This is a genomic window from Mycobacterium sp. E2238 (genome assembly GCF_001672665.1).
GTDB lineage: Bacteria > Actinomycetota > Actinomycetes > Mycobacteriales > Mycobacteriaceae > Mycobacterium.
In genome coordinates, this window is sequence record NZ_LZKF01000093.1 from 1 (window position 1) to 17,225 (window position 17,225).

Genomic DNA, 17,225 nt, shown 5'->3' on the forward strand with positions numbered 1-17,225 from the left:
GGGCCGCCGCCAGAGTGGAGTCGAAGAGGTTCTGCGGATCGGCAACGCCGTCGCCCTTGCCGTCGGATGCGTATCGCGCCCAGGTGCCCGGCAAGAATTGCATCGGTCCCATCGCGCGGGCATAGGTGGGCCGATTGCCGGTGCTGCTCTGCAGGATGACCTCGTTGCCCGGCAGCGTGCCGTCCAGCGCGGGGCCGTAGATCGGGACGACGGCAGTGCCGCGCGCGTCAACCGCGCCACCGCCCGCATGCCCCGACTCGATGCGTCCGATTCCCGCCAGCAAGTTCCAGCTGACGCCGCAGTTCGGGGCGGCCACCGCCATCTTTTGCTCGGCACTGCGATAGGCCGCCAGCGCGATGCTCGGGATGCCAAGCGCCCCAGGCGCATTCACGATCATCGCTGGCGGTGGTGCCGACAAGGCGGGTTCGGCGACGTGGAAAGCGGTCGGGGAACGGTCGATGCGGACGACAGCCGGCCCCGAGAGGTCGGGCATGCTCGGGGAGACAGCAGCCACCGGGGTGATGTTGGCGTGCACCGGCGGGAGTTTTACCGGGAGTGAAGGCGCCCCTCCGCTCACCGCTCCGGCAAAAATCAACGGGGTGATGGTGGCGACCCCGAACGCGCGCGTGCGTGATACCTGAAGTGCTCGTTGCCGCTCCGCCGCGGCGGCCGGGTGTGCACCCCGGCGTCCCCCTATGCGCACTCGACCGTCCTAGGTATGTGAGCTGGTCAACTGCTTCTCAGCCGTGAACTAGATCACCATACATAACTCTTGTGACCAGAGTGGCGCAATGGTCGGAACTGGTTCTCGTCCCTATTTCTTAGGGTTGCGGTCCGCGCCGGCACCGCCCGGCGCCGCCTCGGAGCCCTCGGATTCGGTGTCCAGATTCTCCAGCAGGGAGCGTAGGTCCTCGAGCTCGTGACGCAGATATTCGCGGGTCACGACCTCACCGACGGCCAGGCGCACCGCCGCGAGTTCCCGGGCCAGAAACTCGGTGTCGGCCTTCGTCTGCGCCGCGCGATGGCGATCCTGCTCGAGCGCGACTCGGTCGCGATTCTCCTGACGATTCTGGGCGAGCAGAATCAGCGGCGCGGCGTAGGCGGCCTGCGTGGAGAAAGCCAGGTTGAGCAGAATGAAGGGGTAGGGGTCCCACCGCAGCCCCACCGCGAACAGGTTCAGCGCAATCCACGCCACCACGAGGATGGTCTGCACCAGCAGGTAGCGGCCGGTGCCGAAAAAACGCGCGATCGATTCGGTGATCTGGCCGACGGCTTCGGGGTCGAGGCGAGGCGAGTACCTGCGCGACGTCCGCGGGGTGTAGAGCCGGCGCGGGGTCGAGGACGTGCTCACGCGGATCCTCCCAGTTCTTCGAGCCGGCCGCTGACGTCGAGCGACTGCACATCGACCCGCCAATCGTGTGGCAACAGGTGATCGAGGAGGTCGTCCACCGTCACCGCGCCCAATAGGTGGTTCTGATCGTCGAGGACCGGTCCGCACACCAGGTTGTAGGCGGCCAGATAGCGGGTCACGGCCCCCAGCGGCGTCTCCGGCGTCAGGGTGAGCAGGTCGTTGTCGACTATCCCGCCGACGAGCTCCGCCGGTGGTTCGCGCAGCAGTCGCTGCAGCTGCACACAGCCCAGGTACCTACCCGTGGGTGTGGAGGTCGGCGGGCGCACCACGAAAACCATGGACGACAGGGCGGGGGTGAGGTCGGGGTCGCGGACCCGGGCCAGCGCCTCGGCGACCGACGTGTCGGGGGTCAGCACCACCGGATCCGACGTCATCAGGCCGCCCGCGGTGTCGGGCGAATGTGCCAGCAGCCGACGCACCGGGGCGGAATCGCCCGGATCCATCCGGGTCAGGAGCATCTCGGCGTCGGTCGGATTCAGCACGCCGAGCAGGTCGGCGGCATCGTCGGGATCCATCTCCTCGAGCACGTCGGCCGAGCGTTCGGTGCCCAGTACGGATAGCACGTCGGCCTGGTCAAGCTCGGGCAGTTCCTGCAGGACATCCGCCAGCCGGTCGTCGTCGAGCGCTTTGAACACCTCGTAGCGCCGCTTGGGCGGCAGGCCGCGGATGGCGTCGGCCACGTCCACCGCCTTCCAGCCCTCGAACTGGTCCAGCAGCTGCGCCACCCCCTGGCCCGGCAACGACAGCGCCGAAGGGGTCAGGCCCTGCACGTTTTGCCAGTCCACGACGTGCACGGGGCCGCGCCGGCCCAGCCGGCGCTGACTGCGGACCGCGACGCGGCTCACCATCCAGTCGCGGGTGCGGATTTGTTCGATGCCCAAGTCGGTGACGACGACGTCGAGGCCGGCCAGCTCCGGCAGCGCGGGGTCGCTGACCCGGACCTGGGTGTCGAGCACCTGTCCGATCGCCAGCACCTCGCCCGGGCGCTGTTCGAAGTGGCGCAGCGACACGCTGCCGGTGTTGAGCGTGACGGCCTCGGGCTCGATCGCGGTGACCCGGAGCATCGGGATGAAGATGCTGCGCCGCGTCGCCAGATCGACGACCAACCCCAGCACGCGGGGCTGCTGACGCACGATGCTGATGCTGATCACCACGTCGCGGATCCGGCCGAAGGACTCGCCGAGTGGACCCAGCACCAACATCCGCGAGAGCCGGGCGATGTACACCCTGTTGACCGATGCCATGGGGAAAGCCTAGGCAGCGCCGGGCGGTCGGGCAGATGGCGGCGGTGTTGGCCCGCCTACGGCAGGGTGCTAACGCGAGTGCATCGCGAAGATCGCGAAGATCAGGCCCACCAGCAGGGTTGCGACGCCGATGACGATGCCGGCGACCGCCAGGCCGTAGCCGTCTTGCTGGGTGCGCTTGATCTGATTGAGCGCGACCGCCCCCATCACGATGCCCGCGATCGAGCCGAGGCAGCAGCAGAACACGCCGCTGAACGACGAGATGAGTGACGCGATAGCGAGCTTGTTCGTGCCCGGCTTGATTCCGCTCGGCAGCCCGTAGCCGCCCAGGTAGTCCGGTGCGGGGTAATAGCCGCCCGGATAAGACGGTGGCCCGTAGCCGGCGGGCGGCCCACCGAATTGTGGAGGCACCGGCTGGTACGGCGGCGCGCCGTAGCCCAGCGGCTGCTCGTAGCCCGGCGGCTGCCCGTATCCGGATGGCGGCGGCGGGTACTGGGCCCCATAGCCAGGGTGCTGCTCGGTGGGATACGCCGGCGGCGGGTAGGCCGGGGGCGGATATTCCTGTGCCGCCGACGCGGGCGGCTCCCACGGCGCCTCTGGCTGCTCCGGCGCCCCGCCGCCGGCGGACGTCGGTTTGGCCTGGTCATCGCGGGAGCGTTCGCCGAAGTCATCGCCGGGCGCTGTCATGCTGTTCAACCTAGTCGATGCCCAGGTGGGGGATTGGCGGCGAATCGCCGCGGGCCCGCCGACCCCGGCGTCTTGTTTTCCAAGTTGGTGCGCGTCGCTGGATAGGCTATGAAGGCCCGAGATGTGAGCTTGGCCGGGGCGGAGGAGAATGAGCAGCAATGACTAGTCCTTTCCAGCCCGGTCAAGTTCCCGGCGCCACGCCCCCCGGCGCGGCGGCCGCTCGGCGCGGCGTGCCCTCGCTACCGACCCCACCCAAGGGCTGGCCGGTCGGCTCCTATCCCACCTACGCCGAGGCGCAGCGCGCCGTCGACTACCTGTCCGAGCAGCAGTTCCCCGTGCAGCAGGTGATCATCGTCGGCGTCGACCTGATGCAGGTCGAACGAGTGACCGGCCGGCTGACGTGGCCCAAGGTTCTCGGCGGCGGTGTGCTCAGCGGGGCCTGGCTGGGCCTGTTCATCGGGCTGGTGCTCGGATTCTTCAGCCCGAATCCGTGGGCTGCGCTGGCCACCGGCCTCGTCGCCGGTGTGTTCTTCGGTTTGATCACCTCCGCGGTTCCGTACGCGATGGCCCGTGGCACAAGGGATTTCAGCTCGACCATGCAGTTGGTGGCCGGCCGTTACGACGTGCTCTGCGATCCGCAGAACGCGGAGAAGGCACGGGACCTGTTGGCGCGCTTAGCGATTTGAGGCCGCGCGCGAGAGGTGTGAATCGGTGGTGAAACGTCCCGGGCGCCTGCGCCGGATGGGCGTCATCGCGCTGGCGACGGTGACCACCATGGCGGCGCTTTCGGCCTGCGGGTCCGCCGGCAACGGGCTGGTGATCACCTTCTTCACGCCGGCCACCGACTCGGCCACCTTCACGGCGGTGTCCCAGGAGTGCACCAGGCAATCGCGGGGACGGTTCGCCATTCAGCACGTGAGCCTGCCGCGGGGTCCCGGGGAGCAGCGAGTGCAGCTGGCGCGGCGGCTGAGCGCCCACGACCGCGGGCTGGACGTGATGGGACTGGACGTGGTGTGGACCGCGGAGTTCGCCGAGGCGGGCTGGGCGCTGCCGCTGTCAGACGATCCCGAGGGTCGGGCCGAAGCCGACGCCGCCGCTGACACCCTGCCCGGCCCGCTGGCGACCGCCCGCTGGAAACACAGACTCTATGCCGAGCCCATCATCACCAACACCGAATTACTCTGGTACCGGCCCGATTTGGTGAGACAACCGCCGCAGGATTGGGACGCGATGGTTGCCGAAGCCGCCCGGTTGCACGCCGCGGGTCAGCCCGCCTGGATCGCCGTGCAGGCGAACGAGAATGAGGGCCTGGTGGTGTGGTTCAACACGCTGCTGGTGACTGGCGGCGGTCAGGTGCTCTCCGAGGACGGCCGCCAGGTCACGCTGACCGACACGCCCGCTCACCGGGCCGCGACCGTCAACGCGCTGCGCATCCTCAAGTCCGTCGGTACCGCCCCCGGGGCCGACCCGTCGATCAGCCGGACCGACGAAGGCACGGCGCGCCTGGCGGTCGAACAGGGCAAGGCCGCACTGGAAGTCAACTGGCCGTATGTGCTGGCCTCCATGCTGGAGAACGCGGTGAAGGGCGGCGTCCCCTTCCTGCCGCTGAACCGCGACCCGGCCCTGGCGGGCAGCATCAACGACGTCGGAACGTTCGTGCCCAGCGACGAGCAGTTCCGCATCGCCTACGACGCCAGCCGGCGGGTCTTCGGATTCGCGCCGTATCCCGGTGTGGCGCCGGGCCGGCCGGCCAAGGTGACGCTCGGCGGGTTGAACCTCGCCGTGGCGAGTACCACCCGCCACCGCGCGGAGGCCTTCGAAGCTGTGCGCTGCCTGCGCAGCCTGCAGAGCCAGAAGTACGTTTCGATGGCGGGTGGCCTGCCGGCGGTCCGAACGTCGTTGTACTCCGACCCACAATTCCAGGCCAAATATCCGATGTACACGATCATCCGCCAACAGCTCACCGACGCCGCCGTACGGCCGGCGACTCCGGTGTATCAGGCGCTGTCGCTGCGGCTGTCGGCGACGCTGAGCCCGATCACCGAAATCGACCCGGAGCGAACGGCCGACGAACTCACCGCGCAGGCGCAGAAGGCCATCGACGGCAAGGGGCTGTTGCCGTGACCGCCACCGCCACCGCCGCCGCGCCGCGCCCTCGGGCCCGAAACCAGTTGCCGGAACGGCGACTTGCCTTTGTGCTCGTCGCGCCTGCGGCAATCCTGATGCTGGCGGTGACGGCCTACCCGATCGGCTACGCGGTGTGGCTGAGCCTGCAGCGCAACAACCTCGCCACCCCCCACGACACCGCGTTCGTCGGATTGAGCAACTACCAAACGATCTTGACCGACCGCTATTGGTGGACCGCTCTGGCCGTAACCCTGGGAATAGCAGCGGTTTCGGTGTCGCTCGAGTTCGTGTTGGGCCTGGCGCTGGCACTGGTGATGCACCGCACGCTGGTCGGCAGGGGCCTGGTGCGCACCGCGGTGCTCATTCCGTACGGCATCGTCACCGTGGTCGCGTCGTACAGCTGGTACTACGCGTGGACGCCCGGAACCGGCTATCTGGCCAACCTTCTGCCGCAGGGCAGCGCACCCCTGACCGCCCAGATCCCGTCGCTGGGCATCGTCATCCTGGCCGAGGTTTGGAAGACGACCCCCTTCATGTCGCTGCTGCTGCTGGCCGGGCTGGCGCTGGTGCCCGAGGACTTGCTGAAGGCCGCCCAGGTCGACGGCGCCGGCCCGTGGCGGCGGCTGATGCGCGTCACCCTGCCCATCATCAGGCCGGCGGTGGTGGTCGCGTTGCTCTTCCGGACGCTGGACGCGTTCCGCATCTTCGACAGCATCTACGTGCTGACCGACGGCGCCAACAACACCGACTCGGTGTCAATCCTTGGTTACGACAATCTATTCAAGGGGTTCAACGTCGGATTGGGCTCGGCGATCAGCGTGCTGATCTTCCTCTGTGTGGGCATCATCGCGCTTGTCTACATCAAGGCGTTCGGCGCGGCGGCTCCCGGTGGTGACGTCGATGGCCGGTAACACAGCGAGCACAGGGCGGGCCTGGGCCGGCTGGGTCCTGCTAGACACCGTGGTGGTGGTCTACGCACTCGTTCCGGTGTTGTGGATCCTCAGCCTCTCGCTCAAGCCGACGTCAAGTGTCAAGGACGGCAAGCTGATTCCGTCGTCGGTCTCCCTCGAGAACTACCGCGGCATCTTCCGCGGCGACTTGTTCGGCTCGGCACTGGTCAACTCAATCGGGATCGGGTTGATCACCACCGCGATAGCTGTGGGGCTCGGCGCGATGGCGGCCTACGCGATCGCCCGGCTCAACTTCCCTGGCAAGCGGATGCTGATCGGCGCCACCCTGCTGGTCACGATGTTCCCGGCGATCTCGCTGGTCACGCCTCTGTTCAACATCGAACGTTTCGTCGGACTGTTCGATACCTGGCCCGGCCTGATCCTGCCCTACATCACATTCGCGCTGCCGCTTGCCATCTACACGCTGTCGGCGTATTTCCGGGAGATTCCGTGGGATCTGGAGAAGGCGGCCAAAATGGACGGCGCGACACCGGCCCAGGCGTTCCGCAAGGTGATCGTCCCGCTGGCCGCGCCCGGGGTGGTCACCGCGGCGATCCTGGTGTTCATCTTCGCGTGGAACGACCTGCTGCTGGCGCTGTCGCTGACCGCCACCAAGGCGGCGATCACCGCGCCGGTGGCCATCGCGAATTTCGGTGGCAGTTCGCAATTCGAGGAACCGACCGGATCGATCGCGGCCGGTGCCGTCGTGATCACGGTCCCGATCATCGCTTTTGTTCTAATCTTCCAACGAAGAATCATCGCCGGGTTGACCTCCGGCGCTGTGAAGGGATAGCTCGATGGCCGAGATTGTGCTGGACCATGTCACCAAGAGCTACCCGGACGGCGCCACCCCCGTAAAAGACCTCAGCATCACCATCGCCGACGGTGAGTTCCTGATTCTGGTCGGCCCGTCGGGGTGCGGTAAGACGACAACGCTCAATATGATTGCCGGCCTTGAGAACATCTCGTCGGGCGAGCTGCGCATCGGTGGTGAGCGCATGAACGAGAAGGCGCCCAAGGATCGGGACATCGCGATGGTGTTCCAGTCGTACGCGCTGTACCCGCACATGACCGTGCGGCAGAACATCGCGTTTCCGCTGACGCTGGCCAAGATGAAGAAGGCCGAGATCGCCCAGAAGGTAGAGGAGACCGCCAAAACCCTTGACCTGACTGAACTGCTCGACCGCAAGCCCTCCCAATTGTCGGGCGGGCAGCGACAGCGGGTCGCGATGGGCCGGGCGATCGTGCGCCACCCCAAAGCCTTCTTGATGGACGAGCCGCTGTCCAACCTGGACGCCAAGCTGCGCGTCCAGATGCGCGGTGAGATCGCGCGGCTGCAGAAGCGGCTGGGCACCACGACCGTCTACGTCACCCACGACCAGACCGAGGCCATGACGCTGGGAGACCGGGTGGTGGTGATGCGCGGCGGAGTCGCCCAGCAGATCGGCACCCCCGACGAGCTCTACGAACATCCGGCCAACCTGTTCGTCGCGGGGTTCATCGGCTCGCCGGCCATGAACTTCTTCCCGGCCACGTTGACGCCGACCGGGCTGACGCTGCCGTTCGGGGAAGTGGTGGTGACACCGGAAGTCCAACAGGTGATCGCGCGACACCCCGCGCCGGAGAGCGTCATCGTCGGGGTGCGGCCCGAGCATCTGCACGACGCGGCTTTGATCGATGGGTACCAGCGCATCAGGGCGCTCACCTTCGAGGTGAAGGTGGACTTGGTTGAGTCGCTGGGTGCCGACAAGTTCGTCTACTTCTCCACCGCGGGGTGGGCGGCGCACTCGGCTCAGCTCGACGAGCTGGCAGCCGCGGCGCACGCACACGAAAACCAATTCGTCGCAAGGGTTCCCGCGGAGTCCAAAGCGGCAATGGGACAGTCTCTCGAGCTGGCGTTCGATACCGCGAAGCTCGCCGTTTTCGACGCAGGCACCGGGGCGAACCTGACCATCGCGGCGGCTGGGGAGCAGTGAGCCGGATCCTGGACCAGGTGCGTGCCCACCTGCGCCGCCACTTCGCCGGCGCGGAGCCCGATTCGGCGAGCGTGACCTTCCTGGGCACCGAACCCATCGAGGTACTGCGCTTCCGTGCGAGCGACGGGCTGGTGCACTACGTGTCGCTGGGATGTTCTCGCTATCCGATGGCCGACCCGACCCAGATGATCGATGACCAGACGCGGGGCCCGCGCGCCGAAGTCGTGTTGAGCCTGCGAAACCCGGGGCAGGTCAGCGGGATTGCGCGCAGCCTTGCGGTGTTGGCGGCGACGCCGGCCGTCGAGGGGTTGGTACTGACCGCCGACGCGTTGGTCGATCTCGGCTCGCCGCTGTGGGCGCGGCCCGGCGGGCGAGTGCCGTTCACCGCGGTGTTGTTGGGTCCCAGCGGCATCGATGACCTGCCGCTGGAACCGCCCCGCGACCCGGTGCGGTTCCTCGCGGCAACCCCCATCACCGCGACCGAAGCGGCCTGGGTGCGGTTGAAGGGCCCCGAAGCCATGCGACAGGCGTGGCAGAACGACGGCGTCGACGTGCTGAATCCGAATCGCCCTGCCGCACAACCTGGTTGATGGCTAGAGCCAGTTGTTGCGCCGGAACTGGAAGTACAGCACCAGGCAGGTCAACGTCATCGCGGCCATGACTCCCGGGTATCCCCACGTCCAATTCAATTCGGGCATGAAATGGAAGTTCATGCCGTAGATGGCGGCGACCATGGTGGGCACCGCCAGGATGCCGGCCCAGGCCGCCATCTTGCGCATGTCGTTGTTCTGCTGCATCCCGACCCGCGCCAGCGCCGCCTGGATCAACGAGTTGAGCATGTCGTCGTAACTGGCGATGTGGTCCGCGGCCTCGGAGTGGTGGTCGGCGAGGTCGCGCAGGTAGCGCCGCACCTCTTTGGAGATGAGGTCCTTGTTCTCCATCTGGATTCGGTGAAACGCCCCGGACAACGGGTTGACGCACCGGCGAAGTTCGACGACCTCACGCTTGAGCAGATAGATGGGTTCGACGTCGATCTTGCGGCCCGGGGCGAACGCCACTTCCTCGATGCTGTCGATGTCGGATTCGATGAGGTGACTGACATCGAGGTAGTGGTTCACCACCTCATGCGCGATGGCGTGCATCACCGCGTAAGGGCCCAGCCGCAATTGCTCGGGGTCGGCCTCCATCCGCTTGCGCACCTCGGACAGCCCGCCGTGTTCGCCATGGCGGATGGTGACCACGAAACTCTTGCCGACGAAAACCATCACCTCGCCGGTCTCGACGATTTGACGGGCCTGCGCGACCGATTCGTGCGGAACGTAATTGACCGTCTTGAGCACCAGGAACAGCGTGTCGTCATAGCGCTCCAGTTTGGGTCGCTGGTGCGCGCACACGGCATCCTCCACCGCGAGCGGATGCATGCCGAAAAGGTCCGCGACTTCCTGCATCTCGGTTTGGTCGGGCTCGCGCAGACCGACCCAGACGAAGGCGTCTTGTCCGAGCATTTCGATCTGGCGCACTTTGTCGCGGGCCGCGACGTAGCTGAATTTCCCGGGCAGCCGGTGGCCATCGGCGTAGACGGCGCAGTCGACCAGCGTCTCGTTGGGCGAGTGGGGCTGGGGATCGGGATGCGACGGGCGCGGCTCGTGGGCGAGCGGCCGAAGCGCTTCGGGCAATGCGTCAAAACCCTGGAACACATCCACCTCCGATCGCTGCTTCGGTCTGACCGGGCGGTGGTTCATGCTACGCGCCCTGGCCTCGCAAAGCGCGCCGATCCGGGCGCGGCGGATAGGGCCGGGTATCGGACCGGAGGTTGGCGGCCGAGAGGGGTGCGCTAGTTTCGAGCCGAGACCCGAATCTGCATGACTACCTCCACAAGGAGCATTTCGACGTGAGCGCAAGTCCCCTCAAGGTCGCCGTCACCGGCGCCGCCGGCCAGATCGGCTACAGCCTGTTGTTCCGCCTGGCGAGCGGTGCACTGCTGGGCCCCGACCGACCGATCGAGCTGCGGCTGCTCGAGATCGAGCCGGCGCTCAAGGCGCTCGAGGGCGTCGTGATGGAGCTGGACGACTGCGCATTCCCGCTGCTGTCCGGCGTCGAGATCGGCGCGGACGCGAACAAGATCTTCGACGGCGTCAACCTTGCCCTGCTGGTCGGCGCCCGCCCGCGCGGCCCGGGCATGGAGCGCAGCGACCTGCTGGAGGCCAACGGCGCGATCTTCACCGCCCAGGGCAAGGCGCTGAACTCCGTCGCCGCCGACGACGTCCGCATCGGCGTGACCGGCAACCCGGCCAACACCAACGCGCTGATCGCGCTGAGCAACGCGCCCGACATCCCGAAGGAGCGGTTCTCGGCGCTGACCCGCCTGGACCACAACCGGGCCATCTCGCAGCTGGCCAAGAAGACCGGCGCGAAGGTCACCGACATCAAGAAGATGACCATCTGGGGCAACCACTCGGCCACCCAGTACCCCGACATCTTCCACGCCGAGGTCGGCGGCAAGAACGCCGCCGAGGTCGTCGGCGACCAGAACTGGATCGAGAACGACTTCATCCCGACCGTGGCCAAGCGCGGCGCGGCGATCATCGACGCGCGCGGCGCGTCCTCGGCGGCCTCGGCCGCGTCGGCGACCATCGACGCGGCGCGTTCGTGGCTGCTGGGCAGCCCGGACGGTGACTGGGTGTCGATGGCGGTCTACTCCGACGGCTCCTACGGCGTGCCGGAGGGCATCGTGTCGTCGTTCCCGGTGACCACCAAGGACGGCGACTGGTCGATCGTCCAGGGGCTGGAGATCGACGACTTCTCCCGCAGCCGCATCGACAAGACCACCGCCGAGCTGGTCGACGAGCGCAACGCCGTGACCGAGCTGGGACTGATCTGACCCCACCCGGTCGTCGCGAAGGTCATCCCCGCGCAGATTAGGCCTACTAATCGGTAGTCAGTACCCTGGGGCGCGTGTCCGAGTTGATTGAATCGATACAGACGCGCGCCGAACAGGCGATCACCGACGCGGAGATCTTCGAGGCACACGTAGGCGGCAAGCTTTCCGTAGGCCTGACCGCCCCGCTGGACACCCAGCGGGCATTGTCGATCGCCTACACCCCTGGTGTGGCGCAGGTCAGTCGCGCGATTGCCGCCGATCGCACCCAGGCCGCCCGTTACACGTGGGCGAACCGGCTGGTCGCCGTCGTCAGTGACGGCAGCGCTGTGCTGGGCCTGGGTGACATCGGGCCCGCGGCGTCGCTGCCGGTGATGGAGGGCAAGTGCGCCCTGTTCCAGGCATACGGCGGGCTCAACGCGATCCCGATCGTGCTGGACACCAAGGACCCCGACGAGATCGTCGAAACCTTGGTGCGACTGCGCCCGACGTTCGGCGCGGTCAACCTCGAGGACATCTCCGCACCACGCTGTTTCGAGATCGAAAGGCGAGTCATCGAGGCGCTGGACTGCCCGGTGATGCACGACGATCAGCACGGGACCGCGATCGTCGCATTGGCCGCGCTGATGGGTGCCACCAAGTTGCTCGGTCGCGACATGACGTCGCTGCGGGTAGTGGTTTCCGGTGCCGGGGCAGCGGGTGTCGCGTGCACGAATCTCCTTCTGGCGATGGGTGTTTCCGACATCACCGTGCTGGACTCGCGCGGGATTCTGCACACCGGGCGCGACGACATGAACAGCGTGAAGAGCGTTCTGGCGCAACGCACGAACCCCGACGGTCTCACGGGCAGCATGGCGGAAGCGCTGCGTGGCGCCGATCTGTTCCTCGGGGTTTCGGGTGGTGTGGTGCCCGAGGAGATGATCGCCACGATGGCGCCCGATGCGATCGTCTTCGCGCTGTCCAATCCCGATCCGGAGATCCATCCGCAGCTCGCGGCCAAGTACGCCGCGGTGGTGGCCACCGGCCGCAGCGACTACCCCAACCAGATCAACAACGTGCTGGCCTTCCCCGGCGTGTTTCGGGGTGCGCTGGATGTCGGGGCGCGGCGGATCACCGAAAAGATGATGGTGGCCGCGGCCGAGGCGATCTTCTCGGTCGTCAGTGACGACCTGGCGTTCGACAGGATTGTCCCGAGCCCGCTGGACCTGCGCGTGGGGGATGCGGTCGCCACGGCGGTGGCACTGGCCGCGGACCCCGCAGACATCGCGGGGTGAGGACCGGCTGGCTGGCGGTGCCGCTGCTCGCCGCCATACTCGTCGTGGCCGGCTGCGGGGATGCCGGCGACCGCCGCGCCCGTCCGGAACTGGTGGTCGGCTCCGGGACGGATTCCGAGTCGACCCTGCTGGCCGGCGTCTACGTGGCCGCGCTGCGGTCATACGGTTTCGCGGCGCGCGCCGAGACCGCCGACGATCCGATGGCGCGCCTGGACTCGGGCACGTTCACTGTCGTCCCGGCCCTGACCGGCCGCAAGCTGGAGAGTTTGCAGCCCGGCGCGGTGGCGATGTCCGACGCCGACGTCTACCGCGCGATGGTGGCCGCGCTGCCCGAGGGTGTCGCCGCGGGCGACTATGCGACCGCCGCGGAAGACAAGCCCGTGCTGCTGGTGACGGGAGCCACCGCCAACGTGTGGGGCGGCAGCGATGTCAGCGCCGACTTGAGCACGCTGCCGAAGCACTGCGCCGGCCTGGTCGTGGGCGCCGTCACCGGGCGTCGGGCCCCTTCGAGCGTGGGCACCTGCCGGCTTCCCGCTCCACGCGAATTCCCCGACGAGGCAACGATGTTCGGCGCGATTCGGGCCGGGCAGCTGACCGCGGGGTGGACGACCACCGCCGACCCCGGCCTCCCATCCGACCTCGTCGCGCTCGCCGACGGCAAACCCGCGCTGATCCGCGCCGAGAACGTGGTGCCGCTGTATCGCCGGAACGCGCTGAGCGATCGACAGCTGCTGGCGATCAACGAGGTCGCCGGCGTGCTGGACACCGCGGCCCTGGTCGACATGCGCCGCCAGGTGGCCGGCGGAGCCGACCCGCAGGCGGTCGCGGGCGGGTGGTTGGCGGAACACCCGCTGGGGCGTTAAGGCGGGCGTCAGCGCTTGGGCATGAGCTGGTGTACCACTTGCTGCACGCGTGCCATGACCGGCCCGCCCAGCAGCCGCTCAGGTCTCGATCCGGTCAGCCGAACCACCAGGTCCATAGCCTTCACGTCCGGTCCGACCAGCACCCTGGCCTTGTTCTTCTGCACGGCGCCCAGGATGATCTGGGCCGCCCGTTGGGGCGTGGTCTTGGCCTGCTCTTCCTCGAACTTCTCGGCCAGGCCGTCCTGGTCTAGCCCGTCGGCGAAGATGGCGTTGCGGGCGAACCCCGTCTTGACCCCGCCCGGGTGCACCGTCGTGACCCGCACCGGATGGCCGGCCCGCACCATCTCCTGTCGCAGCGCCTCGCTGAATCCACGTACCGCGAACTTGGCGGAAACGTAAGCCGCCTGGCCGGGAGCCGAGAACAGGCCGAGCGCGCTCGAGACGTTGATGACGTGGCCGTCGCCGGAGGCGATCAGGTGTGGGAGGAATGCCTTGGTGCCGTTCACGACGCCCCAGTAGTCGACGTCCATCACCCGTTCGATGTCCTCGAACCGGCTGTCTTCGATGGACCCGACGAAGGTGATGCCTGCGTTGTTGTAGACCTGGTTGACCTGGCCGAAGTGCTCCTTGACCGCGTCCGCGTAGGCCAGGAACGCCTCGCGCTCGGTCACGTCGAGGCGATCGGTCTTGATTTCCGTTCCGATCGCCTTCAACTGCGCTTCGGTGTCGGCCAGGCCCTCGAGGTCGACGTCGCTGATCGCGAGCTTGGCGCCGGCGCGTCCCAGTTCGAGGGCCAGCGCCTGGCCGATCCCCGAACCCGCGCCCGTCACCGCGGCGACCTTGCCGGCGAACCCATGCATGCGTACTCCTCGTGCTGGCGTGCTGCGTCAGGTTATCCGGTGCCGACAGCCTCCGGTGGGGCGCCCGTCAGTGCTTGGGCATCAACCGGCCCATGACGGGCCCAAAAAGCTGCTGATATCCGGAGCCGGTCAACCGCACCAAGGCGTCCAACACCTTGGCGTCCGTGCCGACCAGCACACGGGCCTTCTTCTTGCGCACGGCATCCAGGATGATCTGGGCGGCTCGTTGCGGGCTGGTCTTGGCGAGCCGTTTGTCGAAGAGACTTGCCAGCTGGGCCTGGTCGAGTCCCTCGGCGGCGGTGGCGTTGCGGGCGATCGCGGTCTTGATGCCGCCGGGGTGCACGGTGGTCACCGCCACGGGGTGCCCGGCCGCCACCATTTCCTGTCGCAGCGCCTCGGTGAATCCCCGGACGGCGAACTTGGCCGAGTTGTAGGCTGCCTGCCCGGGCACCGAGAACAGCCCGAACACGCTAGAGACGTTGATGACGTGGCCGTCGCCGGAGGCGATCAGGTGCGGCAGGAATGCCTTCGTGCCGTGGACGACGCCCCAGAAGTCGACGTCCATCACCCGTTCGATGTCCTTGAACTGGCTGACTTCGACGTCGCCGGTGAAGGCGATGCCGGCGTTGTTGTAAACCTGGTTGACCTTGCCGAAGTGCTCCTTGACCGCGTCGGCGTAGGCCAGGAACGCCTCGCGCTCGGTCACGTCGAGCCGATCCGCCTTGACTTCGGCGCCGATCGCCTTCAGCTGCGCCTCTGTCTCGGCCAGGCCGTCGACGTCGACGTCGCTGATCGCGACCTTGGCGCCCGAGCGGGCCAACTCAACGGCCAGTGCTCGCCCGATTCCCGAACCCGCACCCGTCACCACCGCGACCTTGCCGGCGAACCCCTGCATGAGCACCCTTTCTTGTTGGCCCGTTTGCGTCGAGGCTAGCCGGTACCGGCGGTCACTCGTACCGGCGGGTGGGAACCCGGGCCCGGCTCGATTGCCCGGCTCCTTTAGCGCGCCCCGCCGTCGCCGGGCTAGCGGAACGCGGTGTCGAGGATCTCCTGCTGTTCGACCGCGTGCACCTTCGACGAGCCCGACGACGGGGCCGACATGGCCCGGCGCGAGATCCGCTTGAGCCCGGTCAGCTTGTCGGGCAGCAGTTCGGGCAGCTCGAGGCCGAACCGCGGCCACGCGCCCTGGTTGGCCGGCTCCTCTTGCACCCAGAAGAACTCGTTGGCGCTGGGGTAACGGTCGAGCGTCTCGTTGAGCCGGCGCTTGGGCAGCGGGGCGAGCTGCTCGATGCGCACGATCGCGACGTCGTCCCGGTTGTCCTTGGCCTTGCGCGCCACCAGCTCGTAGTAGATCTTGCCGCTGGTCAGCAGGATCCTGGTGACCTTGGTGCGGTCACCGATGCCGTCCTCGTAGGTCGGCTCTTCGAGCACCGAGCGGAACTTGATCTCGGTGAAGTCCCTGACGTCGCTGACGGCGGCCTTATTGCGCAGCATCGACTTCGGTGTGAAGACGATCAGCGGCCGCTTGATTCCGTCGAGGGCGTGCCGGCGCAGCAGGTGGAAATAGTTCGACGGCGTCGACGGCATCGCGATGGTCATCGAACCCTCCGCCCATAGCTGCAGGAAGCGTTCGATGCGGCCGGAGGTGTGGTCGGGGCCCTGGCCTTCGTGGCCATGCGGCAGCAGCAACACCACGTTGGACAGCTGACCCCACTTGGCCTCGCCGGAGCTGATGAACTCGTCGATGATCGACTGCGCGCCGTTGACGAAGTCGCCGAACTGCGCCTCCCACAGCACCAGGGCGTCCGGGTTGCCCACGGTGTAGCCGTATTCGAAGCCGACGGCGGCGTACTCCGACAGCGGCGAGTCGTAGACCAAGAACTTGCCGCCGGTGGGCGTCCCGTCGGTGTTCGTCGCCAGCAGTTGCAGCGGGGTGAACTCTTCGCCGGTATTGCGGTCGATGATCACGGAATGCCGCTGGGAGAAGGTCCCGCGCCGGGTGTCCTGGCCGGACAGCCGCACCAGCTTGCCCTCGGCCACCAGCGAACCCAGCGCCAGCAGCTCGCCGAAGGCCCAGTCGATCTTGCCCTCGTAGGCCATCTCCCGGCGCTTTTCCAGCACCGGCTGTACCCGCGGGTGCGCGCTGAAGCCCTCCGGCAGCGCGAGGAACGCGTCGCCGATGCGCGACAGCAACGCCTTATCCACCGCGGTCGACAGGCCCGCGGGAAGCATCTGGTCGGCCTCGACGGATGAGCTCGGCTGGACGCCGTGCTTCTCCAGGTCCCGAACTTCGTTGAACACCCGTTCCAGCTGGCCCTGATAGTCGCGCAGCGCGTCCTCGGCCTCCTTCAGCGAGATGTCGCCGCGACCGATCAGGGCTTCGGTGTAGCTCTTGCGAACGCCACGCTTGGTGTCGACGACGTCGTACATGGCGGGGTTGGTCATCGACGGGTCGTCGCCTTCGTTGTGGCCGCGCCTACGGTAGCACAGCATGTCGATGATGACGTCCTTCTTGAACTTCTGCCGGAAGTCCACGGCCAGCTGCGCCACCCATACGCAGGCTTCCGGGTCGTCGCCGTTGACGTGGAAGATCGGTGCCCCGATCATCTTGGCGACGTCGGTGCAGTATTCGCTGGATCGCGAATACTCCGGCGCGGTGGTGAAGCCGATCTGGTTGTTCACGATGATGTGGATGGTGCCGCCGACCCGGTAACCGGGCAGGTCCGCCATGTTGAGCGTCTCGGCGACGATGCCCTGGCCCGCGAAGGCGGCGTCGCCGTGCAGCATCATCGGCACCACCGAGAAGGCCTTCTCGTCACCGTCGTCGTGGGCGCCGCGATTCAGCAGGTCCTGCTTGGCCCGGACCAGGCCCTCGAGCACCGGGTCGACGGCCTCCAGGTGCGAGGGGTTCGCGGTCAACGAGACCTGAATGTCGTTGTCGCCGAACATCTGCAG

Annotated in this window: 17 protein-coding genes; 9 read left to right on the top strand and 8 right to left on the bottom strand. The window is 67.5% G+C overall.

Annotated elements, in window-relative coordinates:
- From A5711_RS07715 to A5711_RS07730, 4 genes are all read right to left on the bottom strand, one after another.
- On the bottom strand, positions 1–703 hold a 703-nt coding region (locus A5711_RS07715; RefSeq protein ID WP_197520756.1), incomplete at its 3' end, for a lytic murein transglycosylase.
- 111 nt (positions 704–814) lie between these two features.
- Positions 815–1,351, bottom strand: a complete 537-nt coding sequence (locus A5711_RS07720; protein WP_067945140.1) for a DUF1003 domain-containing protein — start codon at positions 1,349–1,351, stop codon at positions 815–817.
- Positions 1,348–2,655 carry a magnesium transporter MgtE N-terminal domain-containing protein gene (locus A5711_RS07725; RefSeq protein WP_067945141.1) on the bottom strand — a complete coding sequence of 436 codons (1,308 nt, stop codon included), beginning with the start codon at positions 2,653–2,655 and terminating at the stop codon, positions 1,348–1,350. Before A5711_RS07725 ends, A5711_RS07720 begins: the two co-directional genes overlap by 4 nt.
- Before the next feature lie 69 nt (positions 2,656–2,724).
- Positions 2,725–3,342, bottom strand: coding sequence for a DUF4190 domain-containing protein (locus A5711_RS07730; protein ID WP_067945143.1), 618 nt, complete (start codon positions 3,340–3,342; stop codon positions 2,725–2,727).
- Between the two features lie 158 nt (positions 3,343–3,500).
- Between A5711_RS07730 and A5711_RS07735 the strand changes: the two genes are divergently transcribed.
- From A5711_RS07735 to A5711_RS07760, 6 genes are read left to right on the top strand one after another with little or no spacing between them, the layout of a single operon-like run.
- A complete protein-coding gene (locus A5711_RS07735) occupies positions 3,501–4,028 on the top strand; it encodes a general stress protein (protein ID WP_067945145.1) in 528 nt (175 codons plus the stop codon).
- A gap of 55 nt (positions 4,029–4,083) precedes the next feature.
- On the top strand, positions 4,084–5,466 hold the full coding sequence (locus A5711_RS07740) for an extracellular solute-binding protein (RefSeq protein ID WP_369806117.1): 1,383 nt from the start codon (positions 4,084–4,086) through the stop codon (positions 5,464–5,466).
- Positions 5,463–6,380: a carbohydrate ABC transporter permease gene (locus A5711_RS07745; RefSeq protein WP_067945150.1), complete on the top strand. Its 918-nt coding sequence runs from the start codon at positions 5,463–5,465 to the stop codon at positions 6,378–6,380. The genes A5711_RS07740 and A5711_RS07745 overlap by 4 nt, the downstream gene beginning before the upstream one ends.
- Positions 6,370–7,212, top strand: a complete 843-nt coding sequence (locus A5711_RS07750; protein ID WP_067945152.1) for a carbohydrate ABC transporter permease — start codon at positions 6,370–6,372, stop codon at positions 7,210–7,212. Before A5711_RS07745 ends, A5711_RS07750 begins: the two co-directional genes overlap by 11 nt.
- Positions 7,213–7,216: 4 nt before the next feature.
- The gene (locus A5711_RS07755; protein ID WP_067945154.1) at positions 7,217–8,395 is read left to right on the top strand and encodes an ABC transporter ATP-binding protein; all 1,179 of its coding nucleotides are present in this window, start codon (positions 7,217–7,219) and stop codon (positions 8,393–8,395) included.
- Positions 8,392–8,985 (top strand): suppressor of fused domain protein, encoded by a 594-nt coding sequence (locus A5711_RS07760; RefSeq protein ID WP_067945156.1) that lies wholly within the window; start codon positions 8,392–8,394, stop codon positions 8,983–8,985. The genes A5711_RS07755 and A5711_RS07760 overlap by 4 nt, the downstream gene beginning before the upstream one ends.
- A 3-nt stretch (positions 8,986–8,988) precedes the next feature.
- Here the strand turns inward: A5711_RS07760 and corA are convergent, their stop codons facing one another.
- Positions 8,989–10,092: a magnesium/cobalt transporter CorA gene (corA, locus tag A5711_RS07765; RefSeq protein ID WP_067945167.1), complete on the bottom strand. Its 1,104-nt coding sequence runs from the start codon at positions 10,090–10,092 to the stop codon at positions 8,989–8,991.
- Positions 10,093–10,286: 194 nt separating this feature from the next.
- Between corA and A5711_RS07770 the strand changes: the two genes are divergently transcribed.
- The 3 genes from A5711_RS07770 to A5711_RS07780 all read left to right on the top strand — a co-directional run bounded on the left by A5711_RS07770 (position 10,287) and on the right by A5711_RS07780 (position 13,410).
- Positions 10,287–11,276: a malate dehydrogenase gene (locus tag A5711_RS07770; protein WP_067945158.1), complete on the top strand. Its 990-nt coding sequence runs from the start codon at positions 10,287–10,289 to the stop codon at positions 11,274–11,276.
- A 74-nt stretch (positions 11,277–11,350) separates the two neighbouring features.
- Entirely contained in the window at positions 11,351–12,547 is a 1,197-nt protein-coding gene (locus A5711_RS07775) for an NADP-dependent malic enzyme (protein WP_067945160.1), read from the top strand.
- On the top strand, positions 12,544–13,410 hold the full coding sequence (locus A5711_RS07780; protein ID WP_067945162.1) for a glycine betaine ABC transporter substrate-binding protein: 867 nt from the start codon (positions 12,544–12,546) through the stop codon (positions 13,408–13,410). Before A5711_RS07775 ends, A5711_RS07780 begins: the two co-directional genes overlap by 4 nt.
- Positions 13,411–13,418: 8 nt before the next feature.
- On the opposite strand, the gene A5711_RS07785 is transcribed toward A5711_RS07780, so the two are convergent.
- The 3 genes from A5711_RS07785 to A5711_RS07795 form a co-directional block, all read right to left on the bottom strand.
- Complete coding sequence (locus tag A5711_RS07785) at positions 13,419–14,270, bottom strand: SDR family oxidoreductase (protein WP_067945163.1); 852 nt, start codon at positions 14,268–14,270, stop codon at positions 13,419–13,421.
- Positions 14,271–14,337: 67 nt separating this feature from the next.
- Positions 14,338–15,165, bottom strand: a complete 828-nt coding sequence (locus tag A5711_RS07790; RefSeq protein ID WP_067945165.1) for an SDR family oxidoreductase — start codon at positions 15,163–15,165, stop codon at positions 14,338–14,340.
- A 128-nt stretch (positions 15,166–15,293) separates the two neighbouring features.
- Positions 15,294–17,225 (bottom strand): multifunctional oxoglutarate decarboxylase/oxoglutarate dehydrogenase thiamine pyrophosphate-binding subunit/dihydrolipoyllysine-residue succinyltransferase subunit (locus tag A5711_RS07795; protein WP_082953378.1); only part of this gene is annotated, 1,932 nt, incomplete at its 5' end.

Excerpts from the sequence above, each read along its gene's own strand:
- A5711_RS07740 (WP_369806117.1), top strand. The coding sequence starts at position 4,084 with ATGGGCGTCATCGCGCTGGCGACGGTGACCACCATGGCGGCGCTTTCG.
- A5711_RS07785 (WP_067945163.1), bottom strand. The coding sequence starts at position 14,270 with ATGCATGGGTTCGCCGGCAAGGTCGCCGCGGTGACGGGCGCGGGTTCG.
- A5711_RS07730 (WP_067945143.1), bottom strand. The coding sequence starts at position 3,342 with ATGACAGCGCCCGGCGATGACTTCGGCGAACGCTCCCGCGATGACCAG.
- A5711_RS07750 (WP_067945152.1), top strand. The coding sequence starts at position 6,370 with ATGGCCGGTAACACAGCGAGCACAGGGCGGGCCTGGGCCGGCTGGGTC.
- A5711_RS07790 (WP_067945165.1), bottom strand. The coding sequence starts at position 15,165 with ATGCAGGGGTTCGCCGGCAAGGTCGCGGTGGTGACGGGTGCGGGTTCG.
- A5711_RS07735 (WP_067945145.1), top strand. The coding sequence starts at position 3,501 with ATGACTAGTCCTTTCCAGCCCGGTCAAGTTCCCGGCGCCACGCCCCCC.
- A5711_RS07755 (WP_067945154.1), top strand. The coding sequence starts at position 7,217 with ATGGCCGAGATTGTGCTGGACCATGTCACCAAGAGCTACCCGGACGGC.
- A5711_RS07725 (WP_067945141.1), bottom strand. The coding sequence starts at position 2,655 with ATGGCATCGGTCAACAGGGTGTACATCGCCCGGCTCTCGCGGATGTTG.